The organism is Gardnerella sp. DNF01199S, assembly GCF_049244155.1.
In the GTDB taxonomy this organism is placed as follows: Bacteria; Actinomycetota; Actinomycetes; order Actinomycetales; family Bifidobacteriaceae; genus Bifidobacterium; species Bifidobacterium piotii.
Window position 1 is genome coordinate 971,404 of sequence record NZ_CP058380.1, and the last position, 26,137, is coordinate 997,540.

The 26,137-nt window shown below is 39.7% G+C and carries 18 protein-coding genes; 1 reads left to right on the forward strand and 17 read right to left on the reverse strand.

Going from position 1 to position 26,137, the window contains the following annotated elements; translation table 11 throughout:
- Positions 1–55: 55 nt before the first annotated feature.
- From HXT45_RS03865 to hisS, 9 genes are all read right to left on the reverse strand, one after another.
- Complete coding sequence (locus HXT45_RS03865) at positions 56–997, reverse strand: phosphatidate cytidylyltransferase (protein WP_004130869.1); 942 nt, start codon at positions 995–997, stop codon at positions 56–58.
- A 4-nt stretch (positions 998–1,001) separates the two neighbouring features.
- The gene (gene frr / locus HXT45_RS03870) at positions 1,002–1,556 is read right to left on the reverse strand and encodes a ribosome recycling factor (protein WP_421781300.1); all 555 of its coding nucleotides are present in this window, start codon (positions 1,554–1,556) and stop codon (positions 1,002–1,004) included.
- Between the two features lie 153 nt (positions 1,557–1,709).
- Positions 1,710–2,459 (reverse strand): UMP kinase, encoded by a 750-nt coding sequence (gene pyrH / locus HXT45_RS03875; protein ID WP_421781302.1) that lies wholly within the window; start codon positions 2,457–2,459, stop codon positions 1,710–1,712.
- A gap of 259 nt (positions 2,460–2,718) precedes the next feature.
- Positions 2,719–3,822, reverse strand: a complete 1,104-nt coding sequence (locus tag HXT45_RS03880; protein ID WP_421781304.1) for an amino acid ABC transporter permease — start codon at positions 3,820–3,822, stop codon at positions 2,719–2,721.
- A gap of 5 nt (positions 3,823–3,827) precedes the next feature.
- On the reverse strand, positions 3,828–4,505 hold the full coding sequence (locus HXT45_RS03885) for an ABC transporter permease subunit (RefSeq protein ID WP_421781306.1): 678 nt from the start codon (positions 4,503–4,505) through the stop codon (positions 3,828–3,830).
- A gap of 1 nt (position 4,506) precedes the next feature.
- Positions 4,507–5,379 (reverse strand): glutamate ABC transporter substrate-binding protein, encoded by an 873-nt coding sequence (locus HXT45_RS03890; RefSeq protein ID WP_421781308.1) that lies wholly within the window; start codon positions 5,377–5,379, stop codon positions 4,507–4,509.
- Positions 5,380–5,434: 55 nt separating this feature from the next.
- On the reverse strand, positions 5,435–6,205 hold the full coding sequence (locus HXT45_RS03895) for an amino acid ABC transporter ATP-binding protein (protein ID WP_004137994.1): 771 nt from the start codon (positions 6,203–6,205) through the stop codon (positions 5,435–5,437).
- 202 nt (positions 6,206–6,407) lie between these two features.
- Positions 6,408–8,204 carry an aspartate--tRNA ligase gene (gene aspS, locus HXT45_RS03900; protein ID WP_016840150.1) on the reverse strand — a complete coding sequence of 599 codons (1,797 nt, stop codon included), beginning with the start codon at positions 8,202–8,204 and terminating at the stop codon, positions 6,408–6,410.
- Positions 8,205–8,346: 142 nt separating this feature from the next.
- Positions 8,347–9,747: a histidine--tRNA ligase gene (gene hisS, locus HXT45_RS03905; RefSeq protein WP_421782296.1), complete on the reverse strand. Its 1,401-nt coding sequence runs from the start codon at positions 9,745–9,747 to the stop codon at positions 8,347–8,349.
- 96 nt (positions 9,748–9,843) lie between these two features.
- Here hisS and HXT45_RS03910 point away from each other — a divergent pair, with 96 nt between their 5' ends.
- Positions 9,844–11,211, forward strand: coding sequence for a DUF349 domain-containing protein (locus HXT45_RS03910; protein ID WP_421781309.1), 1,368 nt, complete (start codon positions 9,844–9,846; stop codon positions 11,209–11,211).
- Positions 11,212–11,307: 96 nt separating this feature from the next.
- Here the strand turns inward: HXT45_RS03910 and HXT45_RS03915 are convergent, their stop codons facing one another.
- The 8 genes from HXT45_RS03915 to uvrC form a co-directional block, all read right to left on the reverse strand.
- Positions 11,308–12,447 carry a P-loop NTPase gene (locus tag HXT45_RS03915; RefSeq protein ID WP_421781313.1) on the reverse strand — a complete coding sequence of 380 codons (1,140 nt, stop codon included), beginning with the start codon at positions 12,445–12,447 and terminating at the stop codon, positions 11,308–11,310.
- A 4-nt stretch (positions 12,448–12,451) separates the two neighbouring features.
- Positions 12,452–15,388 (reverse strand): NAD-dependent DNA ligase LigA, encoded by a 2,937-nt coding sequence (ligA, locus tag HXT45_RS03920; RefSeq protein WP_421781315.1) that lies wholly within the window; start codon positions 15,386–15,388, stop codon positions 12,452–12,454.
- A 55-nt stretch (positions 15,389–15,443) separates the two neighbouring features.
- Positions 15,444–18,740 carry a tetratricopeptide repeat protein gene (locus HXT45_RS03925; RefSeq protein WP_421782297.1) on the reverse strand — a complete coding sequence of 1,099 codons (3,297 nt, stop codon included), beginning with the start codon at positions 18,738–18,740 and terminating at the stop codon, positions 15,444–15,446.
- Positions 18,741–18,959: 219 nt separating this feature from the next.
- Positions 18,960–19,862 carry a LysR substrate-binding domain-containing protein gene (locus tag HXT45_RS03930; RefSeq protein ID WP_004130897.1) on the reverse strand — a complete coding sequence of 301 codons (903 nt, stop codon included), beginning with the start codon at positions 19,860–19,862 and terminating at the stop codon, positions 18,960–18,962.
- A 78-nt stretch (positions 19,863–19,940) separates the two neighbouring features.
- A complete protein-coding gene (ahpF, locus tag HXT45_RS03935) occupies positions 19,941–21,560 on the reverse strand; it encodes an alkyl hydroperoxide reductase subunit F (protein ID WP_115793948.1) in 1,620 nt (539 codons plus the stop codon).
- Positions 21,561–21,661: 101 nt separating this feature from the next.
- Positions 21,662–22,225: an alkyl hydroperoxide reductase subunit C gene (gene ahpC, locus HXT45_RS03940; protein WP_004130901.1), complete on the reverse strand. Its 564-nt coding sequence runs from the start codon at positions 22,223–22,225 to the stop codon at positions 21,662–21,664.
- 426 nt (positions 22,226–22,651) lie between these two features.
- Positions 22,652–23,782 (reverse strand): GuaB3 family IMP dehydrogenase-related protein, encoded by a 1,131-nt coding sequence (locus HXT45_RS03945; RefSeq protein ID WP_004130903.1) that lies wholly within the window; start codon positions 23,780–23,782, stop codon positions 22,652–22,654.
- A 57-nt stretch (positions 23,783–23,839) separates the two neighbouring features.
- Positions 23,840–26,134, reverse strand: coding sequence for an excinuclease ABC subunit UvrC (uvrC, locus tag HXT45_RS03950; protein WP_018615785.1), 2,295 nt, complete (start codon positions 26,132–26,134; stop codon positions 23,840–23,842).
- Between the last annotated feature and the right edge of the window lie 3 nt (positions 26,135–26,137).

Here is a 26,137-nt window from a genome sequence, read left to right on the forward strand (position 1 = left end):
TAAGGACTTTTGTTAAAACGTTTAATTGGTAAATTCTAATTGGTAAAAACTAATATTAGAATCCAACAGCTTTGATTAATGCCATTAAAACCGGCGCGCACAGCAAGATTGAGTCCACTCTATCTAAAACCCCGCCATGACCTTTAAGCAAATGACCCATGTCTTTAATGCCAATATCTCGTTTAAGCATAGATGCGCACAAATCACCAAAAGTTCCAACAATTCCAGACAAAATGCCCATAACAGCAGGCATCCACCAGAATTTAATCCAAGATGTTCCATAGAATCCAGCAACAATCGCGTAAGCTCCGATTAGTGCAAGAAGCATAGATCCTATAAGTCCTTCAACAGACTTTTTTGGAGATATTCGTGGAGAAAGCTTATGTTTACCTAACCATGCTCCAGCAAAAAGTCCGCCCGTATCGCTTAAAGCAGGTAAAAATATAAGTAGCATTGCGTGCGCTACAGCTTGTTTAGAATCAGCTATAGATAAAATAATGCAAGAAGCAAGAAGAGGAATATACAACACTACAAACAACGAAACAGCTGTATTAGTAAAAGTACTAGCTTTTGGGCTTTTAGAAGTTGCATGCTGTAGTTTCTTTTCTACAGCACGCATAGTTCTTTTAGATACAGTGCTATTTAGAGTTGCAAAAATAACAGTTAAAATAAGCGAGGCTGTTATTCCACTTGCCATTGCAACTGCATGCCACTTTGCGTAGAAGGTTGAAAAAATCGTAATAACCGAGCAAATAGACAGAATTGCAAAAGGAATCCTAAATCCTGCTGTAGCAAAGTCAACGTGCAATTCCCACAATGCAAGAAGCATAAAAACAGTTAGAAGAACAACAAAAGCATCTATGCTTACAAGAAGACATGCCACAATTACAGCAATCAGCAGCACTGCAGTTGCAATAGCTTGTGGCATGTTCCTGCCAGTTCGCTTGTTTATATCTGTTAAAGCTTCATAAGCATCGTTCGTAGCATTTGAATCCAAAGAATCAAACCTCCATGATTTCCTTCTGCTTGCCTTCTAGCAAAGCGTCTAAGGAATCAGTAACTTGCTTAGTTACTTTATCTAGTTCTTTTTGCAAGCGGTCGCCTTCGTCTTCGCCAATTTCGCCATCTTTAACAGACTTATCAATGCTTTCTTTAGTCTTGCGGCGAATATTTCTAACAGCAACCTTGCCTTCTTCTGCCTTGGTCTTAGCAAGCTTTACGTATTCTTTGCGCCTCTCTTCAGTAAGCTCTGGCATTGTAACGCGAATAACATTGCCATCTCTGTTAGGGCTAACACCCAAATCTGAATCGCGAATAGCTTTTTCAACAGCATTTGCTTGCGATGCATCAAAAGGAGTAACAGAAAGAGTTCTTGGCTCTGGAACGCCAATAGAAGCTACAGCCTTAATAGGAGTTGGCGCGCCATAATAGTCAACCATAATTCCATTAAGAAGAGCAGGATTAGCTCGACCAGTCCTAATGCCCATAAAGTTTTCTTTTGTAGCTTCAATGGACTTGTTCATTTGTTCAAGAGCCTGATCAACAATAGCTGGCATGTGTTCTCCTTTATTGGTATTAGTTGTGCCAATTAAAATTTTATTTATAAATTTTAGGTTTGTTAAATTTTAGGTTATTAAGTTATTGCCTAATTTGCATGTTCTATTTATTGATGATTATTTATTGATGATTATTCACTAATATTTCATCTATTAAGCAAATGTAGGCTCATCGTTAGAAACCAAAGTTCCGATTTGATCTCCGACTAATGCGCGAGTAACGTTTCCTTCTCCTTCTAGACCAAATACGCGAATATTTTGGCTGTTGTCTCTAGCCATAGAAAGCGCAGAAGCGTCCATAACTGCAAGACCATCAACAAGCGCGCGATGGTAATTAAGAGTGAGGAATTTCTTAGCATTAGGATCTTTGCGGGGATCTGCACTATAAACTCCGTCAACGCCATTCTTGCCCATTAAAACTTCATCGCAATGAATCTCTAAAGAACGCTGAATAGAAACGGTATCGGTTGAAAAATAAGGCATTCCAGCGCCTGCCCCAAAAATTACAACTCGGCCTTTTTCTAAGTGTCGAATCGCTTTAAGTGGAATATAAGGCTCAGCAACTTGACCCATTGTTATAGCAGTTTGAACGCGAGTCGCCTGACCTGCTTGCTCAAGAAAATCTTGCAAAGCCAAGCAATTCATAACAGTTCCAAGCATACCCATATAATCGCCACGACTACGATCGATGCCAGCTTGTTGAAGCTCTGCACCGCGGAAGAAGTTTCCGCCGCCAACAACGATTGCAACTTGCACGCCTTCATGCACTGCTTTTACAATCTCGCCAGCAATTCTACGAATAACATGAGTATCTATACCAACGGCGCCACCGCCAAATGCTTCTCCCGAGAGCTTTAACAAAACTCTACGAGACTTGCTTTCCCCCGCTTGTGCGATAGTCATAAAACTTTCCTCCAGTCATAACGGCGAACGCAAGCATATCTTTGCTATGATATCTTTCAATGACGACACATCACAACACGATTTTTAACATGATTGTGTCGATTTTTATCGATTTTTATTTTGAACATGTTTAGTCGTGTTTTAGTAAATACTAAAAAGCGTTTTGTTCAAACGAATAAAATCAAACGAATAAAAATAGCGCAATAGGCGGAATCAAACCCATTGCGCTATCAATCCATGATTAATCTAAAAGTTAAGATTAATCATGCTTTTTATTATTTTTATCTTGGTTAGTATTTTGACTATCTTCTAGATTCTCGTCACCTGTTTCTAGATGATGCTCATCGTAGCCTTGCAAGTAACGCGTACGACGCCAATGGTGAATAGAAGCGTTTGTGCCGCGGTGATGCACGTGGTACTTTCTAGGAGTTCCACCATGTGGCAGCTCTTTAACTTCCTTAGCAACAGCAATCTGATTCACGTTAGAAGGATCCATAATTGCGATTGGTGCAACAGGTTCTGGCTCTGTTGGAGCTGCAGTTCTGCTACTAAGCTTTGCTGGAAGCCATTCAGCAAACCAAGAAAGCGCCCAGCAAATCAAGAAGTATACAACTGCAGCAACAGTCAAAGTTTGCAAAATGTTAAAGTACATTGATCCAAGTCGTCTAGATTCTTGGAGCAAATCAGTGTACATAATTATGGAACCCAATGCAGTATCTTTTAACACAACAACAAGCTGAGTTACAGCTGCAGGAAGCATTGCGATTATTGCTTGCGGCATTTCGATTTGTGTTAAAGATTGATATTGCGAAAGTCCAAGAGCTAAAGATGCTTCGCGCTGACCGTTAGGAAGATTTCCAACGCCAGATCGAACTAACTCTGCAACAACAGAACCGTTGTACAAAATCAAAGACAAAACAACAGCCCAATAAGACGCTCCACTTATTCCAGCAAATGCAAATCCTCGCCAAAGGAAGATCATAAGCAAAAGAACTGGTACTGCTCGGCAAAACTCAACAACAACTGCAGAAATGCTACGAAGAATCAAGCTAGGCAATAGTCTTAAAAGACCAAACAAGAGTCCAAAAACTATTGATCCTGCAACAGCAAGAAGCGAAGCTTTAAGAGTCATCCACAATCCTGGAAGATAAAAATCGCTCCAAGCTTCCGATTCTACAGCTGGATTCCACAATGCCCACGAAAGCTGATTTTCGCCTTCTGGAGGATTGCTAAGTCTTAAAAGCAAAGCAATAACAATAAGCGCAAACACAACGCACGCAACAATATTTGCAATGCGAATCTTCTTTAGAGCCTTAGGCCCAGGCGCATCAAATAACAGAGATTTTTCTTGTTCTTTTGCCATTTTTATCACCTTCTAACCGCAAGCTTATTAGACAAATAAGTTGTAAGAATACCAATTGGAATAATCAACACAATGTATCCGCACGCAAAAATCAAAAAGATTGGAACAATCAAATCTGCATGCCTCTCAATCATCTCGCTCATAAGAGTAGATGTTTCAGTTGCAACAGATGCAGCAGCAGCAACAGTGGAATTTTTAAGCAACGCAATAAAAGTGTTTCCAAGAGGTGCTACAGATCCGCAAAATGTTTGAGGCAAAATCACATTAAAAGCCGATTGGAAGAAGTTAAGCCCAAGCGCTCTACATGCTTCTGCCTGACCCAAAGGTACTGTATTTAAGCCAGATCTTAAAGATTCGCAAACAAATGCTGCAGTGTAGAAACTCAAGCCAGCAATTGCAAGCCAGAAGAAGTTTACGCTAAAAACAGTGGAAAAACCGAGCTTTAGCTGTGCGTACACGCCAAGAACCATAAAAACCATGATTATAGTTAGAGGCATATTCTTAAAGAACTCAACATATGCGCTTGCAATAATGCGAAGCGAATGAATTGGACAAATCCTCATCATAACTAAAATCACACCAAGAATCGTGGAAAAAAGCACGCTCCATAATGTGATTTCAATATTTACCAAGAATGCTCCTGGAATATTGTACGAGGTAAATAATTGCACAAAGTCGTGCATTTTACTCCTCCCCCTCATTTGGTACTGGCGGATTATACTTTGCGTTTGGCTTAAAACCAGTTCCGCGCATGTTATCGTCTAAAGCTCTTTTCCATGAGCCATTTTTAATCATGTCTTTAAGAGCATTATTAATTCGCTTAGCTAGCTTAGTGTTTCCTTTTTTAATGCCAATTCCGTAGTGTTCTTCAGTAAATGGCTTACTAACAAGCTTTAGTCTGCCGCGCGATGCTGTAGCAAGGCCAGCAAGAATAATATCGTCTGTTGTAACAGCGTCTACGATTCCAGAGAATAATGCTGTTGCACACTCCGCATAACCAGGCTGTTGCATAAGTTGAACTTTTGAAGAGTACTTCTCTTTAATAACTATTGCAGACGTAGAACCAGTTACCGAGCATAAACGCTTTCCATCTAAATCGTCTGGGCCACTTACTTTATGCTCGTCTTTGCGAACCAATAAATCTTGACCAGCAATAAAATATGGTCCTGCAAAAGAAACAGTGTTTTTTCTGGCATCTGTTATGGAATATGTTGCAACAATCATATCCACATCACCATTTTGAAGCATTGCTTCGCGCTGTTTTGAAGGCGATTCCTTCCAAACAATCCTATCTTCGGAGTAACCCAACTTTTTGGCAACATACTTTGCAACGTCTACATCAAAACCAACGTAGGTTCCAGACTTTTTGAAACCAAGACCAGGCTGATCAAACTTAATACCAATGCGTATTACATTGCTTCGATTATCGCTACTGCAAGCGCTAAGCGGGAAAACGCAGCACAATACGCAAACCATAGATAAAATTGCGCGATATGTATGCCTGAATCCCAGTCTGCAACGCTTACACTTAAGAGCAATATTGTGTAAATATTTCATAGCTACCTCTTAAAGACTTAAAAATCGATATTAATGATTTCAATTAAGAATCAAATTAATGAGTCAAAATCTTTGAAAGGAAGTCTTTTGCTCTATCTGTCTTTGGATTCTCAAAGAACTCTTCTGGCGTATTTTGCTCAAGAATACGACCATCTGCCATAAACACGATTTTGTCTGCAGCTTTACGCGCAAAGCCCATCTCGTGAGTAACGCAAATCATTGTCATACCTTCTTTTGCAAGCTCAACCATAACATCAAGAACTTCGTTAACCATTTCTGGATCAAGCGCAGATGTAGGCTCATCAAAAAGCATAACCTTTGGGTGCATTGCAAGCGCGCGAGCAATTGCCACTCGCTGCTGCTGACCTCCAGAAAGCTGAGAAGGCATCTTGTTTGCTTGATTATCTACACCAACTCTTGCAAGAAGATCCATTGCTAAACTTTCCGCTTCTTGCTGTTCCATATGGCGAACCTTAATAGGAGCAAGCGTAACGTTTTCTAGAATTGTCTTGTTTGCAAAAAGATTAAAGGATTGGAACACCATTCCAACTTCCGCACGCAATGCAGCAAGTTCTTTTCCTTCTTGAGGAAGAGGCTTACCATCAATGCGAATATCTCCAGAGTCGATTGTTTCAAGACGATTAATCGTCCTGCACATTGTTGACTTGCCAGAACCAGAAGGTCCAATAATAACAAGCACTTCGCCTTTATTAACTGTTAAGTTAATATCTTTCAAAACGTGAAGCTTGCCATAATGTTTTTCAACATGGCTAAGTTCCACCAATGGCTGTGCTACTTTTTTTGTGTTGTTTAATTTAGTATCCATAAAAAGGATTCTAATGTTCTTGTGTTACATGCGTTTATCGTAATAGTTACTTTTAACCACCTATAAAGTTACGAAAAACATTAAAAATGATACAAAAATGTTAATTTTACTTAAAAAAATGCCGTTAAGCCTTGATTTTGGTTTAGTTAACCAAACGACTTAACGGCATATATGAATATTAATTCTTGTTTAACGCTTGCGACTATTCGTCTTCTTCTGGATCGTAATCAACGCCAGTTTCTGCACGCTGTTCAGCAGAGATTGGAGCAGGAGCGCCAGTTAGAGGATCGCGGCCGCCGCCAGCCTTAGGGAAGGCGATTACGTCGCGAATCGAGCTTGCACCTGCCAAAATTGCAGCAGTACGATCCCAGCCCAAAGCAATACCAGCGTGAGGTGGAGCACCATACTTAAACGCTTCAAGCAAGAATCCAAACTTTTCTTCTGCCTCTGCTTTGTCGATTCCAAGAACGTCAAGCACACGGTCTTGAATATCATCGCGATGAATACGAACAGAGCCGCCGCCCATCTCGTTTCCGTTGCAAACAATGTCGTAAGAATCGCTCATTGCATGCTCTGGGTCTTTATCGAACTTGTCAATCCAATCAGCAGATGGCATTGTAAATGGATGATGCATAGAAGTCCACTTTGAGTGGCCAACTGCAACATCGTCATCGTCTGGATCATCCGTTCGCTTAAACAGTGGGAAGTCAACAACCCAAGTGAAAGCAAACTCGTCTGGGTGAAGCAATCCTGCGCGGCTAGCAAGCTCTACACGAACTGCACCAAGCAAAAGCTGAGAAGATTCACGGCTTCCTGCTGCAAAGAACACAGCATCGCCATCCTGCGCACCAACAGCTTCCTTAAGTCCTGCGCGTTCTTCTTCGCTAAGATTCTTAGCAACAGGGCCCTTGAGCTCACCATCTTCACCAAAGACTACATAAGCCAAACCCTTAGCACCGCGCTGCTTAGCCCAATCCTGCCAAGCGTCAAACTGACGACGAGGTGTTTCGGCACCGCCCTTAAAGAGCACAGCGCCAACATAAGGAGCTTGGAACACGCGGAATGGAGTGTTCTTAAAGAAGTCAGTCAACTCAATAAGTGGGTTTCCAAAACGCAAATCTGGCTTATCGGAACCGTACTTATCCATTGCTTCTTGCCAAGTGATTCGAGGCAAAGGAAGAGTGATTTCGTGGCCTGCTTCCTTCCAAATAGCAGCGATAACGCGCTCTGCCATAGCCATAACATCTTCTTGGCTTGCAAAGCTCATTTCCATATCGAGCTGAGTGAACTCAGGCTGACGATCTGCACGGAAGTCTTCATCGCGATAGCAACGAGCAAGCTGATAGTAGCGCTCAACACCAGAAACCATAAGCAACTGCTTTAAGAGCTGAGGAGACTGTGGAAGAGCGTACCAAGAGCCTGGAACCAAGCGTGCTGGAACAACAAAATCGCGAGCGCCTTCTGGAGTGGACTTAATAAATGTTGGTGTTTCTACCTCAGTAAAGTCCATATCTTCCAAAGCATGACGAGCTGCCTTAGCCATATTAGAGCGGAGCTTTAGATTACGCTGCATAGATGGACGGCGTAAATCAAGATAACGGTACTTCAAACGTACGTCTTCGCTAGGAAGCTTGTTTTCGGACTCGTTTTCCAAAGCTGTAGAAACTTGGAATGGTAACGCATCGGACTTAGCGAGAATTGTTACTTTATTTGCAACGATTTCGATTTTTCCTGTTGCTAAATGGTCATTTTCATTGCCATCTGGACGCAAGCGAACTTCGCCAGTAACTTGCACAACAAACTCGCTACGCAATGGTCGCGCAGTTTCTTCATCGTAAATAACAACTTGCACTAAGCCAGTGTTGTCTCGAACGTCTACAAAGGCAACGCCACCGTGGTCGCGGCGACGATCAACCCAACCAGCAATGGTTACGTTTTGTCCAACTAATGTCTCAGTCACTTCAACGGCATGGTGTGTGCGATACGCCGTCTGGCTCATAAGTCCACTTCCTTGTTTGAATAATTTTGTTAATTTTTGTTTTGACTTTAATAGTTTACCGCATGAATCGCGCTTTCAAATATTAAAATCTTAAAAAGCAAATTGCAAATCTTAAATCTTAAATCTTAAAATCAAATTGCAATTATTGGGCGCAAGAAACAGTTTGATGAGCATATGCGTCATCTGGCTGCCAAGACATAACGTCTGCGCAAACTTGCTCTCCCGTAATAATGTTTTTTACTTCGTCTTTGCTGGATTCAGAATCTGTACTATCTGCTGGGAACCAAACGTAAGGAATACCCAACTTATCTGCATACTTGATTTGTTTACCAAGCTTTGCAGCACTTGGAGATACGTCTGTTGCGATTCCTCTAGAGCGAAGCTTTTGAGCAATCTGATTACAAGATGGCCTATCTTCCTCATTCCAAACTGCAACCAAAACTGCAGCAGGAGAAACGCGTGAAACTGTAGCTCCAGACGTGTGAAGCATGTAAGAAAGCAAGCGCGAAAGTCCTATAGAAAGACCTACTCCTGGATACTTTTTGTTTCCTTGAGAAACAAGATTGTCGTATCTTCCACCAGAGCAGATTGACCCCAAGGATTCAGCGCCTTCTAGGAAAGTCTCGTAGACTGAGCCAGTGTAGTAATCCAAGCCGCGCGCAATCTTCAAATCAGCAACAACGGATCCTGGACGAATTTTTGACGCATCGTCTACAATCATCGCAAGCGTTTCTACGCCTTCAATCGCTAAAGCGTAAGATTCATTGTTAGCATCTCTAGAAATATTGTGTTTATCGCATAAAGCGTTGAATTTAGTCTTTAATTCTTCTCCGCTATTTGCGCTAAGCTCTGCAAGCTCTAAGCATGCTGCAGCTTGAGAATCCGTAGATTTGCATTCTTTTACAAGAAGATTTGCAACTTCTTTTGCGCCAATCTTATCTAGCTTATCGATTTCTCGAAGAACACCTTCAATATCACTTAAGCCAATCCCTCTATAAAAGCCTTCGGAAAGCTTGCGATTATTTGCGTGAACAGTGGCTTTTGGCAATCCAAACTTGCGCAAACGCTCCAAAGCTTCGACCATAACAAGTGGAAGCTCCACTTCGTAGTGAGATGGCAAGTCGCCATTACCTACAACGTCAATATCTGCTTGAACAAACTCACGGAAACGTCCTTCTTGTGGACGCTCTCCACGCCAAACTTTTTGCATTTGCCAACGCTTAAATGGGAATGCTAAATCGCCAGTGTGTTCAACAACATACCTACTAAGAGGAACTGTTAAATCAAAGTGCAATCCAATGCGATTTTCAACTGGAGTGTCGCTTTCGTGACCCACTTCTTGCAATCTAGATAAAAGATATATTTCTTTGCTAGTTTCACCCTTTTTTAACAAGCTTGAACCCTGCTCAACAGCACGAGTTTCAATGCCTATAAAACCATTTAATTCAAATACTTCCCGCAATGTGTCCATAACACGCTGCTCAACAGCGCGCTCGCTTGGAAGCCACTCCGGAAAACCAGATATTGATGAGCCTTGTACCATGTCCACTATAATAGGTTATGTTACGGAAAAATCATGGCTTACCGTCATACTTATTCGTAACACTATTACCGTGCATATGCTCTAAGGAGTCGTCCCGTGACCGAACAGACTAAACCTATAGAAACTACTAAACAAGCTACCCCAAAGCCGCATGCTCCTTCGCCTGCAAGCTTAGCAAATAAAGCTCGCGTTGTTGCTGCTGTTCCAGCTATCTCGTATAGCGAAGAAGACGTTAAAGGCGCAAAAACCTTTGGGCGTGTTGATGAAAATGGAAATGTGTATGTTCGAGAAGCTGGTGGAGAACGTGAAGTAGGGCAATATTCTACTGGCACTCCAGAAGACGCTTTGACTTTCTACGTACACCGTTATCTTGACTTAAAGATCAAGCTTGATCTTTTTGAAAAAAGACTTGAATCTTCTAACGTAAGGCCAAAGGAAATTGACGAAACCTTAGCTACTTTAGATGCGGAGCTTAAGGAGCCATCTGTTGTTGGAGATCTTGCCGCTTTAAGCGCGCGACACGCCGAGCTAAAAACTAAAGCTGCATCTAAAAAAGAAGAACTCGCTAAAGCTCGCAAAGCAGAATTAGAAAAAGCTCTTAAAGATCGCACAGCAATTGTTGAACAGGCAGAAGCGCTTGTTCAACAAATGGGCGAGTCTACAAACTGGCGCTCGCTTTCCGATAAGCTCCGTTCGCTGTTCGATAAGTGGCAGCAGCATCAGCGCACTACAATTCACTTAAACAAGGCGGATGCGGATGCTCTTTGGCAGCGTTTCTCTAAAGCCCGTTCTGCATTCTCTCAAGCTCGCTCTGCTTGGGTTAAAGAGCGAGACAATGAGCGCAATAGTGCTAAAGAGATTAAGGAAGCAATCATAAAAGAAGCAGAAAGCCTAAAGGACTCCACTCAATGGCGTGAAACTTCAATGAAGTTTAACGCTTTGATGGACCGCTGGAAGAAGGCTGGAAATGCTGGGCGTCAACACGACGACGAATTGTGGACGAAGTTCCGCGAAGCTGCAGATGCTTTCTACCATGCTCGTCAAGAAGATAGAGAAAAGATGAGTGCTGGCGAAAAAGAAAATCTTAGCAAGAAGGAAGCATTACTAGTTAAAGCAGAAGCTCTTGTTCCTGTTAAAGACGAAGAAGACGCTAAAGCTGCTCGCAAAGCATTGTCTGAGATTCAAGAAGAATGGGACAAGATTGGCTTTGTTCCACGCGAAGATATGCGCAGAATTGAATCTCGCTTGAACGATGTAGACAAGAAGATTAAGGCTGTTGAAGACGCTGCTTGGAAAGATGCAGACCCAGAAGCAGATGCTCGCAAATCTAGTTTTGCTGCTCAATTAAAGGCTCAACTCGAAGAGCTTGAGTCTAAGATTGCAAGCGAAAAAGATGCAAAGCGTAAATCTAAGCTACAAGCAGAAAAAGCAACTAAAGAACAGTGGCTTAACGCTATTAAGTAGTTTGGCTTATAAAGCAAAGCATTAATCAAAGCATATTGCAAAAATAAGGCTGCTTGACGAAAAGTCAAGTGGCCTCATTTTTTATCGATTAATCGATTAATCGATTAATGATTTTGCAAGACTAACAAATGTATTCGCTAATTGAGTGTTTGCTAGTTTGCCATCTTTTGTAAGAACAGCAGGTCTTCCCGATTCTCCAATTTCTCTAATACTTGTGTCTAACGGAATTTGAGCAAGAAGAGGAACACTCTTACCAAGAGCTTTGCAAAGCTGATCGCTCACGCGCTTTCCGCCTCCCGAACCAAAGATTTCTAGTCGTGCTCCATTATTATCAAACCAACTCATATTTTCTACAACACCGCGCACATTAACTGGAATTTGCAAAGCCATAAGCCCCGCTCTAACAGCAACATCCGAAGCACTAGGCTGAGGTGTTGTAACAACAACAAGCTCCACATTCGGCAATGATTGTGCAACAGCTAAAGCCATATCTCCTGTTCCAGGAGCCAAATCTAAAAGAAGCACGTCTGGATCTGCCCACCAAACATCGCATAGAAATTGCTCAAGAGAACGTTGCAAACGAGGTCCTCGCCACAAAATCGCGCGATCTGTTCCAGCAAACATTCCAATAGAAATCAGCTTAACTCCCCAAGCTTCAACTGGCATAAGCATGCCGTTCAGATTAGTCGGTTGAGTTGTAATTCCAAACATGCGTGGCAATGAAAAACCATAAACATCTGCATCTATTGCTGCTGTTTTGTAGCCAAGAGATGCAAAAGTGGCAGCTAAATTAGCTGTTATAGAAGACTTGCCAACTCCGCCTTTTCCAGATGCAATAGCAAAAATCCTTGTTCTAACACCATTTTTGTTGAATGGATTTTCTTTACGCTCCTCTTTTAAATCCAAAACAAGCTTTGCAAGCTTATCTTTGCTCATAGCGCTTACGTTTACTGTTGGAATAAGCGTTGCATTTGGGTACTTTGCTACAACTGATTGAACTCTTTGCGTAATAACTTGAGCTAATGGGCAGTCTGGAACAGTAAGCTCAATATCTATAGAAACGCTATAAGTTGGATTATGATTATTTGATTCGCATGATTTTTCGCACGATTTTTCGCTTACGCGAACGCCCGTAACCATGTTTAATTCGGTAACAGAACGCCCTAATTCTGGATCAATCACACTACCCAATAAGTCGTAGATACGCGTTTCTAATTCAACAAGATTATTACTCATGTTTTTACAATTCACTTTGCGAATCAAGTGTAATATCGTTTTTTAGTGCAGATTCAACACTACCTGTTTTAAGTAAAATCTTAAATTGATTCTCGTTCAACATTGGTATGCCAAGTTCTTCTGCTTTAGCTTCTTTAGATCCAGCATTTGCTCCAACAATCACACAATACGTTTTTTTACTAACAGAAGATGCAGCTTTTCCACCTCTAGATACAATAGCTTCTTTAGCAGAATCTCGTGTGAAATCTTCTAAAGACCCTGTAACAACAACAGTTTTGCCACTAAGCGTTTGCTCAAGATTATTGGATTGTGCAGAATCGTTTCCAACAACTCCAGCTTCTTCCCATTTTCTTAAAACTTCGCTACGCCAATCGTTAGAATCTTTTGATTTTTCAAACCAATCAAAAACAGCTTGAGCAATTTCTGGACCAACGCCATCAATTTGAGTTAAATCCTCAATAGTCGCATTTGCAATATTTTCGATTGAGCCAAACCTTGCATCTATAAGGCGAGCAGTTGGCGGACCAAGCCTGCGAATAGAAAGTGCCACTAGCACACGCCAAAGAGGCGCAGACTTACCTTTTTGAGCTATTTCTTCTAGCATTGCTCTTGTTGTTTCGCTAGGACGAGTGTATTCTGGCGCTTCAACTGTTTTAAGAACATTATTTACGCGAATTTTCTTTTCAACTAGCTTTGTTACGTAAGCATCCACAGGAACTTCAAACATTGGGTAGTTTGGATTAAAAGATTCGTTAGACTCATCACTAGTAGAGTCGTTAGAATTACTAAAGTCGCTAGAATTACTAGAGTCGTTAGAATCTTTAGAATCATCATTCGACTTTCTTCTAGTAGCTTCTAGAGGCCTAGTCCAAAAAGCTGAGACTTGCCTCCATAATCCACTTCCGCCAATCTTTTTAGATCGTTTTTTGAGTTTTCCGTCTTTTCCTACTTCTTCCCATTCTTCAACAAGCGGAATTTCCTTCCAAACTTTAACATTTCTTAAATCGTTAGCACTAAGGTTAAAAATATCGGCTTCGCTAGTAAGAACAGGAGCTTGAGGAGCAGGAAGATCGCAATTCGACTCTGGTAGAATCGGCGGATTAGAAGATCCACGCTCAACAACTATTTTGCTTATGCTTTTATCTTCAATATAAACTTTTGACGTTATTGGCCTAGAATCTTCTGGGTTAGTTAGAGCAAGAGCGGATGCTTCGCCAAGATTTTCAATATCAAAAGCTTGTCTTGAAGCCAAGTTGATTATGCGCTCAGTAAGCTGAGCTGGGCAATTTTCTACATTAGGGCAGCGAATATCTTTGTCGCCTTCTTTTGTAGGAGCAAGTTTTGTTCCGCAAGATGGACAATACTCTGGCATAACGAATTTTTTCAATTCATTTTCTCTGCCATTTCTATATTTGAGCACAGGTCCAACTAATTCTGGAATAACATCTCCAGCTTTACGCACAACAACAGTATCTCCAATAAGTACACCTTTATGTTCAACTTCGTATGGATTGTGCAAAGTCGTACGAGATATAGTGGAGCCTGCAACAGTTACTGGCTCTAAAACAGCTACTGGAGTTACTCTTCCTGTTCTTCCAACTTGAACAACAATATCTTTTAAGCGCGTATTAACTTCTTCTGGCGGATACTTGTACGCAATTGCCCAACGCGGCGCTCTAGAAGTTGCACCAAGCTTTTTTTGCAATGCGCGATCGTCTACTTTTACTACAATTCCATCTAGAGCATGAATAATAGTGTTTCTATGCTCGCCATAGTAGTCAATCATGTCTTCTATTTGTTCAAAAGACGTAACCTTGCGCGTATATGGAGAAACAGGAATACCCCATTTTTTGTACAATTCGTAAGCGTCCGATTGGTTGAAGGATGTTTGAGCATGAGCATTAGATTCACCACCGCTTTGCGCTAAGTCCTTCCACTTTAGATTTCCTAATCCGTGTGCTATAAAACTCAAGCGTCTTGTAGATGTAATTCTAGGATCCTTTTGTCTTAAAGATCCTGCAGCCGCATTTCTTGGATTTGCAAAAGCAGGCTTTCCTAAATCTTCTTGCTCAATGTTTAGCTTTCTAAAATCCGCCCACTTCATAAATACTTCGCCGCGGATTTCCACAAATTCTGGAATATCGTCTGGATTTTCACCATGCAATTGCGTAGGAATTTCTTCGATTGTTCTTACGTTTAGCGATATGTCTTCTCCAGTAACACCGTCTCCTCGGGTTAGCCCTTGTTCCAAAGTTCCATTTCGATAAATAAGATTTAGCGCAAGTCCATCGATTTTTACTTCGCATGTCATTGGCAGCGGCTTATTTTCGGGCCATTGCAAGTCTCGAATAATGCTGTTATACCAGGATTTTAATTCATCAATCGAAAAAACATCATCCAAGCTCATCATTCTTGAAGGATGACGAACTGGCGCAAAATCGTTAGAAAAAGTTCCGCCAACTCTATGCGTTGGCGATTGAGGCGTGTCTAGAATCGGAAAAGTAGACTCAAGCGCGCTTAAAAATCGCATTCTTGCATCGTAAGCTGCGTCGGAGCTTGTTGGAGAATCGTCAACATAGTATGCGATTTGATCTGCTTGCGCCCATGCAGCCAATTTTGCCCATAATCTTGCGCCTTGTTCTGTTGTTAAAAGCGAAGGATCAAGCTTAGCTAATTGCATTGCGCCCGAATCTGATGGCTCTAGCTTAGCAATCCAATTGTCAAAATCTGCGATTGAACTAAAAGTGTTAGACTCACTTAAATCACTTGTTACATCATGTGATTGCTTTGCGCTTTGAATCGTTGATGCAAATTTGCCATTAACGCTTGGCTCATTATTATTTTGCATATTTTCAGCATTATTAACACTATCTAGATCATCAAAAAGTGACAATTGAGCACCGATTGAATGTTGCATTGAATCACCATTAGATGCAGCCATGAGTCTTCCCTTCAAAGCGTTTATTCTATTTTATAGCTTATTTAACAAGAATTTATTAAGCGTTAAGAGATCGCAAAAATTGCATTTGAACAATACTTTCAGAAGAATCGTTTCTAAAAAGCATTCTAGATCTAGCAACAGAAAGAGTTCGCGCAATAACAAACATACCCTCATTAACAGTGACTTTTGCAGCTTCGTCAATAATCTCATACGCATTAACATCTGGCCAATTCACAACATTATTTATTTCTAGCATTTCTTTTGCTTGATGCAAGCTTTTAGGAACAGAAATGCATTGAGATTCAACTCTACTTAAGAGTTCTGCAAGCTCTACTTCTAGAGATTCATTTTTTTCGCTAAACAAGTCATCTGCAACCATATATGCAGCAACAGCTAGAGGGAAGTTATCTTGCATCCACTCTGCATATGCTAGCCTGTAGTAAATAAACGCAGCGTCTTCTCTATCAAAACAGACTTGTAAAGCGTTTAAGCATACTGCTTCTACAGAAGGCCAATCTTCTTGACGAGATAATTGCGAAGCTAGCTTTAAGTGAGATATAACATATGTTGGAGCGTAAGAAACCATTGTATTTAGATGTTTTAGCGCCTCTTTACTTCTTCCAAGCTGGCCGAGTAAATCCGCAATCTCCATATGCGCGTAGAAAAGTCCGTCTGGTATAAGCCTCATTTGCTCGTTTTGCGTTGCAAACATGCGATTATAAACAACGCGCTCAGCATACGAGTTAAAGTATCTTGGAACAACGTCTCCAGAAGCAAACATATCGTCAAAATGCTTTATATTGTTTTCATACTCTTCGATTGCACTGTCTAAGTCTCCACTCATAAATTGTTCGTGAGCACGCACTCGCATATTGTAAATATCTTTTGAAGCGCTAAACGATATTTCTGGTATTTCTTTTTCGTCTATTAACGCGCTTATTACATGGTTTGCTTGATTATTTAGCTCTGGATCGTTAATGCTTTCAACAATACCCATTGCCATACGAGCTTTTTCTGCATTCGTCATAATTGCTTTAGACGCTATGTGATTAAAATCAGCAACCGCTTGTTGTAAAACGTCTTCGCGCTGGATTGAAAGGCCTTTTGCATCTTGAGTCGCTAACAATTCTTGCGACTTTGCGTCAAAAATTATGTCGGAAAACTCTGGTTCTTCTTGAGCACCATGCGGCGCAAAGCAGCTGTCTCTTAAGTCAAACGTTGGCTCAATTTGGCTTAATGCGCCGTTTTCGTCGACTTGCAAAGTTGCATTAAACTTTTTATAGGTTTCAAGAGGATTATTTAATCCGTATGCGCGTATGTGTTTTAAGAACGACTTTCTAGTAAAAGTAACAGTTAGCAAAGGTATAATCGAAGGCGATTTGCTAAAAGCTGCTATTGGGTCTTCGTTTTTTGCGCTATTATTGCTATCGCTATTATCACTACGATTAGTGTTACTACTGTTATCACTGTTGTTTGCGCTTGCATCTTCAAGGTTTTCTACAACGCTTTCAACAAAATTATCTGAAGCACTATCCGAGCTACTATCTGCGTTCGATCCTAAATTAGCAAATCCATTGCTAACGTCTCCATGAATATCTCCATCTTTTGGATCGCCTTTTGCTCTTGAAGCATTTTTATTCATGTGATTAATCGCATTAATCGTTTGGCTTAAAATTTTATTCATTGCAACGTCTTGTGCTGCAACCATTTCCTCTAAGCCGATTGAATCCAATCGTATTGAAACGTTTTGCACTTCTTCGCTAGCTCCAAAAGCAATAGTAGCCAATATTAATCCAATACGAAGATTGTAGTTAGTTGTCATTTTGGATCTATTTTGTTCGCTTATTGGAACAAAATCTTTTTTAGCAGAATCGTATGTTAAAGCAGGCATCATTGAATTGCCTGTTGCCATAAATGCTAATGCAACATTTCCACTATCTAAATTAGATCTAAAATCAGCATCGAACCTAAAAGGCAAATAAAGACTTCTGATTAGTTCAGAAAGTCTTTGCCTGTACGACCATTCACAATTAGAAGATCCGTTAGCTTTATAAATATACAAATCATTAGATTTTCTTGCACGATTAAGCAAATGCAATAATGGCCTAATATTGTTGTCTTGCAACGGATTGCCAAAAGAATTCATGTCAATTTCGCCACTTGCGCAAAAAGCTGGATCGTTTATAAAAGCCATATCCATTGCGCAAACTTGATTATAAGTTGCGTTATTTTCTGTTAAATCACCGCCATTAGAGCAGTTTTCTTCTAAGCAATTGCTAATAGACTGGAATCTATTTATTGCTCCTTCTATACGCAAAGCTTTTAACGCGGATTTTGCTTCCAAAGAATCATCCCAAACTAAAAAGTTTGCGTCTGAACATTTAGATTTTTGCAAGTGCAATCTTTCAGCGGCGTGTTCAGCCTCTAATGCCCCAGCATCCTCTAATGCTCCAGCGTCTGCCATTAAGTACGTAAAATATTTCTCCATTGCAGAAACGCGTAAACCAGCTCTTTCTGCTGTGTTTGCATCGCAAACGCTTCTCCTAATAGCGCTCAAAGGTGCTTCTTTTGTAAGATGCCTAAATATGTTTCCAGACCCAAATCCACTAAAAGCTAACAACATATCTGGCACAAAGAATGATGCAAAATAGGATATAGCGATTGCGTCAAAATAACTAAGATTGCAACGCAAATTATTAGGCAAATCTACACGCGTTTCTTCTAGCGTATAAGTTTCTTTTTTAGTATTTGCTTTGCGAATCCAAGACGACACCCATTGAATTCCGTCATCTTTAGAAGTCTGAACAACAACATCTCCCTTAATAACAACTAAATCATTATTTGACTTATTCTTAAAACAACTTTTTTTGATATGGCTTGCGCTATGGCTCGCTTTATGGCTTTCTCGAGTAGTTTTTTTATCAATGCAACCGTAGAATCTATGTGAGTTAGAAAGAGTCATAGAGTTTTGCTCAACAAAAGACAATTCGGGTATATTTTCCGTTGTATCTTCAATTGTTACAGTGTGCCCTTCGTAAACTCTGCCTTCTAAATCAGCAACAGCAACTTGGTAAAAACGTTTGCAATCTTTGCTAAACAATCCAATTGAAATACCTTGTTTTTTGCCATAAATCTTAATCCAGCCCAGTTTTGTTGAGCTAGGCATAAAAGGAAAATCGTTAAAAATATGTTTTTTTGAAAATAGCTTAACAGGAATTGAGTTTTTGCTTTCCCAAAGCGTATCGATTGTACGTAGCGCAATCTGCATGCTTCTATCTGCGTCATAATTGCAATTTTTTGCATCATGGCAGATTGAATCAGCGTTATTGCTAGATTGCACTTGGTTTTGCATAATCCCCATTCTTTCTTATTGCACAACTTTAACGTAAGACAATAAAATTCTACACAATTGATTTATACGCATCTTATTGATTCTTACTGAACATTCTAAGTATAGCGAACATTCTAAATATAAATGATTGTTGAATCGCAAGCATGCAATCAAATTTTATCGAAAATCTTACTAAGATTCTGCTAAATCATGTTAAATATGCAAATAATATAATCGCAACTATTTTTTATGCAAATTCGCGCAAGTTCCATAAATAATCGTGCATAATCCTTCCATAATCTTGTCTACTGGAGAAGCAGCTCGCCAATTTAAGTACAGTGAGCGGTAGGGCTTTGGACTATTAAACTCGCGAATTGTTAAACCAGCTGGCTGAACAATAGGAGGGAGAGTTGCAAGACGTGGCAGCAATGTTACATCTTTGCTTCCAACAACCATGTATCGTAAGGTTTCCAAAGATGTTGCACAAAATTCGGACTGTTTTGCTCCAACCTTTTGACAAACATCAATCATACTTCGTCTCATACAATGTCCATCTTCCAAAAGAAGTATTTTTTGACTAGATAATTGAGACAAGTCGATTGGAGATTTTTGGTTTCCCAATTGCGAATTTGTTGACGCTGCTAAAACAAAATCTTCATCAAAAATGTGATTAACCTTTATTGACGATTCGTCTAACTTTTCGCTCAATATTGCTGCATCGATTTGACCATTATTTAGCAATTCGATTAAAGTTGCAGACTTTTCTTCAACAAAACGAATAGTAAAATTCGGCTTAATCTTACGCAAAACAGGTATTATTCTAGGCAAAAGATATGGGCATAATGTTGGGAAAATGCCCAAAACTATTGTAGAAGACCAAGGATCTTCTAGGCGCCTTGCTGCTTGATAAATGTTAGAAACATCCGAATGAATACGCTTTGCATAATACACTACTTCTCTTCCTGCAGGAGTTAGAATCTGCTTTCCAGGAGTTCGCTCAATAAGACAAACTCCAAGCGTGTCTTCTAGCTTTTTAATCTGCGTAGATAAAGTTGGCTGAGAAACGTGCATGCGCTCGGCAGCTTTTGTAAAGCTTTCTTCTTTTGCAAAAGCAATTAAGTATTCAAGCGATTTAATGTTCAAGTATTTATCTTTCTATGCGTTTATAGGCGTGCTATATGCGTATTCTACGCGCGTTTTATGAATGTTCCAGGCATGATTTTAATTATGTGGGTCTCTAATTAAATAGTCGAAAGCGCTAAGAGCTGCATTTGCGCCAGACCCGTATGCTGTAACAATCTGCTTATAAGGCTCATCCGAGCAATCGCCAGCAGCAAAAATGCCAGGAATACTCGTGCATCCTTTTCTATCTGTTACTATTTCTGCCCGATTGTTTAAGCTTAGTTTATTTGCCACCCACTTTGTATTTGGCATTAAACCAATTTGAACAAACACTCCGTCTGTGTGCAAAATTTTCTCACGATTTTCCGCATTATTCTCATTGCGATCCATATAATGCACTGCGCTAACTTTTTTGTTATCTCCTTCTATTTTGCTAAGAGATGCACTTGTTATTACATTCGTATTAGAAAGAGAATGCAAAGTGTTTAGCAATATTTGATCCGCTTTAAGAGAATCCATAAACTCTATAACAGTAACGTGATTTGCAATTCCTGCTAAGTCTATTGCAGCTTCGACTCCAGAATTTCCTCCACCAACAACTACAACATTCTTGTTCTTAAACAAAGGGCCATCGCAATGCGGGCAGAACGACACTCCCCTGTTTCTGTATTCATCTTCTCCAGGAACGCCAAGTGTTCTCCACGTAGCGCCTGTTGCAATAATCACCGCTTTAGCTTTTAGACTTCCGCCAGATTTAGTGTTAATCGTGTGTAATCCGTAAGGTTCTTCTGCAACGTCTAAAGACGTAGCCCAATCGGGAGTAAATACGTCAATATTGTATTGAGCAATGTGGTTTGTTAAATCGTTAGCAAGTTTTGCGCCTGTTGTGTGCGTTTGAGAAATGTGGTTTTCAATGCTTTCTGTTTCAACAACCTGACCGCCTCTGTGGTCCATAATCATTGCTGTTTTAAGACCTTTTCTAGCTGTGTAAATCGCAGCAGCGCTCGCAGCAGGACCTCCGCCTACAATAAGAACGTCGTATGGGTTTTTAGCGTTCATTTTTTGCGCTAGTGAAGAATCGCTAGCCTCCGTAGAATCGCTAGAATCCCCATTTTCTTCTTGTCTTAAAAGCATCGCAACTAATTCGTCTATAGATGACCTTCCAGAAGAAATCATCTTTCCGTTTTCAAAAACAGCAGGAACACTCATTACGCCAAGAGCATCTACCTCGTCTTTGAAAGCGCTTCCTTCTACAGCAATATGCTTTACTTTTGGATTGATAATCGAAATTGTATTAAGTGACTGAACAACCTCTGGGCAATTAATGCAAGTAACAGACATGTATGTAGTAATATCATGACTTCCAAGTTGCAAAATTGCTTTGCGCTGGTCTTCGCTTATTTTGGGAGCATAACCACTTACTTGTAAAATAGCCAAAACTAAAGAGCTAAACTCGTGACCAAGTGGCAAACCTGCAAAACTTACAGAAACGTTATTTTGCGGATTAGTAATTGAAAAACTTGGGATTCGCTTCGTGCTACTTTTATCATCTTTTATAACAGTGATTTTGTTGCTTTGATTTGCTACTTCTTGCAAAAGCTCAATAACTTTTTGAGAATTTTCACTGCTATCAACGTACGCAACAAGATTAATCGGATTAACCATTTTTTCTAACAATCCAGCAAGTTGAGTAGTTAAATTTGAATCTAATAAAGTCATTATTTTCACTTTCTGTAGCAATCAAAGCAACGTGTAAATTGTGTTAAAATCAGTCGATAAAATCAGCAGTTAAAATAAGCAAATAAAATCAACTGTTAAAATCAGATTTTCCCAACTAAGTCAATAGATGGAGCAAGTGTTTCTTCTCCCTGCTCCCACTTTGCTGGGCATACTTCTCCTGGATGGGCTGCAATAAATTGAGCAGCTTTAACTTTGCGAAGCATCTCGTCGGCGTTTCTGCCGATTCCATCTGCTGTCATCTCATAGAATTGAATATTGCCTTGAGGATCCACCAAAAAAGTTGCGCGATGAGCTAAACCAGATTCCTCATTTAGCGCATTAAAGTTTCTAGAAAGCGCGCCATTTGGGTCTCCAAGCATTGTGTATTGAACTTTTGCAATAGCTTTAGAATCATCGTGCCAAGCTTTGTGAACAAAGTGTGTGTCTGTTGAAACAGAATAAACTTCTACACCTAACTTTTGAAGCTCTTCATAGTGGTTTGCAAGATCTTCAAGCTCTGTTGGGCACACGAATGAAAAGTCTGCTGGATAGAAGAAGAAAATAGCCCATTTTCCAAGAACGTCATTGTCGCTTACTTCTACAAAATTGCCATTCTTGTATCCATTTACCTTAAATGGAAGAATATGCGTACCAATAAGGCTCATAATAACTCCAATCTTTACTTGTTTGCTAAAATCTTTTATTGCTTTTGCAATATTTTTAGTTAAACGTGTTAAATAGTTTGCTTAGGAATCTAGATTTAACCGTATTTTTATAATAGATTATTTATATTAATAATCCTATATATATAGATAATCTCTATAGACTTACACATGTTATATCAATAATGGCGTTGAAAACTAACTTGACTTTACAAAATTCTGGAATATTAAGTTTGTTAGCAAAAACAAAACAAAACTATCAAAAATGGGATTATGAGCCAAAAGCTAACTTACTAATTCTATTTTAAGAACGTTCATCATCTTAGCTTTACGCACTTTTAGCCTATAAACAAGAATTGCGCACTCAAAATTGAATCAAGCGCGCAATTCTATTAATCATTAATAAGATAATAATAGGATTTTAATGATTTACCTTATATCTTGATGGAATGGGTTAAAAACAACACTACAACGCTGGAAACTCTTAACATCAACATATCCAGTAGATGCCATAGTGCGTCTTAAAGCACCAATAAGGTTAGTCTTTCCATCTGCCATATGACTTGGTCCAAACAAGATATTCTCAAGAGGAGCAACAGTTCCAACATTCGTGCGCATACCGCGCGGCAAAGAAGGATGACGAGCTTCTGCTCCCCAATGCATTCCGCGTCCTGGAGCCTCAGTTGCACGCGCTAAAGGAGTTCCAAGCATTACTGCATCTGCTCCCATAGCAAGCGCCTTAATAAAGTTTCCAGACGTCCCCATTCCGCCATCTGCAATAATTTGAACGTATCGTCCGCCAGACTCGTCCATATAATCTCTGCGAGCTTCTGCAACGTCTGCAATAGCAGTTGCCATAGGCGCTTGAACTCCGAGCGTATTCATTGTTGCAGAAACTGCTCCACCGCCAAAACCAACAAGGATTCCAGCAGCACCAGTTCGCATAAGATGCAATGCGGAAGTGTAGTCTGCACAACCTCCAACAATAACTGGAACGTCTAAATCGTAAATAAACTTCTTTAAGTCAAGAGGCTCATGGTCTTTAGAAACGTGTTCTGCACTAACAGCAGTTCCGCGAATAACAAATAAATCAACGCCTGCTTCTAGAACAGTAGAATAAAATTCTTGAGTGCGTTGCGGAGAAAGAGCACCTGCAACCGTAACACCAGCATCGCGAATTGTGTGCAAACGCTTAACAATAAGTTCTGGCTTGATTGGCTCCGAATAAATCTCTTGTATGCGCTTAGTTGCGACTTCGTCTTTAAGTTCTGAGATTTCTTTAAGAAGTGGTTCTGGATTCTCGTAACGAGTCCACAATCCTTCCAAATCTAGCACGCCCAATGCTCCCATTTGACCCATTGCAATAGCCGTATCTGGGCTTGTAACAGAATCCATTGGCGCAGCAATCACTGGTACGTCAAAACTATAAGCGTCGACTTGCCATGATGTAGATACAGCCTTTGGGTCGCGAGAACGACGAGAAGGAAGTATAGCAATATCGTCTAGTGAGTAAGCAACTCGGGCTTTTTTGCCCAAACCTATTTCGATTTCTTGAGACATACTTATAAGGCTAGTTGCTTATCATGACTAATCAACATGCCATAGAATTGTTTAGATTTATTGAGAGTGCAAAAACTCATAAATAGTTTTAGCTTTTAACAAACCTATTCCAGGAACTTTTTGCAACTCTTCTATGCTTGCTTCTTTTAGATTTTTAACACTACCAAATGCGCAAAGCAAACGTTTTTTATAAGATTCGCCAATTCCAGGAATTGAGTCAATAGATGAATACAACATTGCCTTTGCACGTTTTTTCCTATGATAAGCAATCGCAAAGCGATGAGATTCATCTCTAGCTCTTTGAAGCAAATACAATCCTTCGGAGCTTCTTTTTAGAATAATTGGGTATTGACTATTAGGTAACCAAACTTCTTCTAATTTTTTAGACAATCCACATACTGTTATGTCTTTAACATTGCAATCAATCATTGCTTTTTGAGCTGCTTTTGCTTGCTCAATACCGCCATCGACGATTACAAGATTAGGCTTGTACGCAAATTTTTTAGAGTACGATTGTGGAGGATTTTCTACGCTATCATCATCCACATCGCTATTACTTTCATCTTTATGCTTAAAACGTCTAGAAATAGTTTCATATAATGCGCTTAAATCGTCTAGTTGGCCAATGCCATTAGGGCCTTTTATAGAAAATCTTCTATATTCACTAGGCTTAGCAATTCCATCTTCAAAAACAACCATTGATGCAACTTGATATCTTCCATCAGCCGAGTTTGAAATATCATAGCATTCAATTCGCAAAGGAGCTTCACTCATTGAAAGAGCTGCAGCAACTTGATTCATAGCATTAGTTCTAGATTCTAAAGTAGAAATCCTACTTGTTTTCATCTGTTTTAGAGACTGCTCAGCGTTCAAGTTTGCTTGATCCATAAGCGAGCGCTTATCTCCACGTTCTGCAACTTTAATAGTTACTTTTGAACCTCTTAAACCACTAAGCCAGCTTTCAAGATTTTCTTTTTGAGAGTTATCTAATTCAATAGGAACAATAATCTCCCTAGGAATCGGGCAAATAGGGTCAAGCAAATCCCCTCTTCCAGTTGTTTCTTGGCGCTTTTTGCGTTCTTTTGTTTCTTTAGCTCTATACGACGAATTTATATTTTGGCCACTAGAATAGTCGATTTGTAACGCATTCCTGGATTGCTCTATTTTTAAAGAGTTTTCATATTGCAAATCATTATTTGATTCATATTCAGAATAAACTCGTATAAGCAAATTTTCGATTATATCTGCATCACTAATGTCTTCGCTTCTTTCGACTTGCCAATTTTTTTCTCCGCGTATCAGCCCTTCTCTAACAAAAAACGCGTGAACGTATGCATCAATCGAATCTGCACTAAATCCAAAAACATCAGCTTCTACTTGATCGTTAAAAACAACAGAATTTTGTTGAATAACAGTTCTAAAAATGTTGATTTTGTCTCTTATTTTTGCAGCATTTTCAAAATCTAAATTATCGCTTAACTCCTTCATTTTTCTAGTTAAATCGTTAATGTAGGAATCTCCAATAGCGCCAGTTAAAATGCCAACTAATTGTTCAACATTGTTTCTATGCGTTTTTTTGTCTACTTTTTGAACGCAAGGTGCAGAGCATTTTCCAATAGACGCAAGAAGACAAGGTCTTCCTGTTTTCTGTGCTTTATTAAAAACAGACTGTCTGCATGTTCTTACAGGAAAAGTTTTTAGCAAAGAATCCAAACTGTGTTTTAATTGCCAAACTTTTGCATACGGTCCAAAATATTGCGTTGACTTTGAGTTTCGATTTCTAGTAATCCAAACTCTTGGAAAATCATCGTTTACCGATACAGCAATATATGGGTATGTTTTATCATCTTTAAAAACAATGTTGAATTTTGGATTAAACTCTTTAATCCAAGTATATTCAAGCGTTAAAGCCTCAAGCTCTGTGTTTACAACAGTCCATTCTAAACTTCTAGCTGTTAATACCATTGATTGTGTTCTAGGATGAAGCTGATTTAATGGCTGAAAATAATTCGATAGCCTGTTTCTTAAACTTTTTGCTTTTCCAACGTATATTACTTTTCCACGCTCATCTCTCCACTTGTATACTCCAGGTTGATTTGGAATATCGGAAGTTTTTGGCCTAAATAAATCACGACTATCTCCTAAAAGAGGAGCACCAAAGTCATTTTTAGATGAATTTTCAAAGTAGTTAGCATTACTTTCATCATATTTAGATAGGTGAGTTTTCTTCCATTCTCCCCTGCTAGTTTCTCTATCTTCTATATTTTCTCTAGTTTCTCTATCTTCTCTAATATTTGATTCTTTAGAATTTAGAATATTCATTATCTCACCTCCTTTCATAAAATTATTCATAAA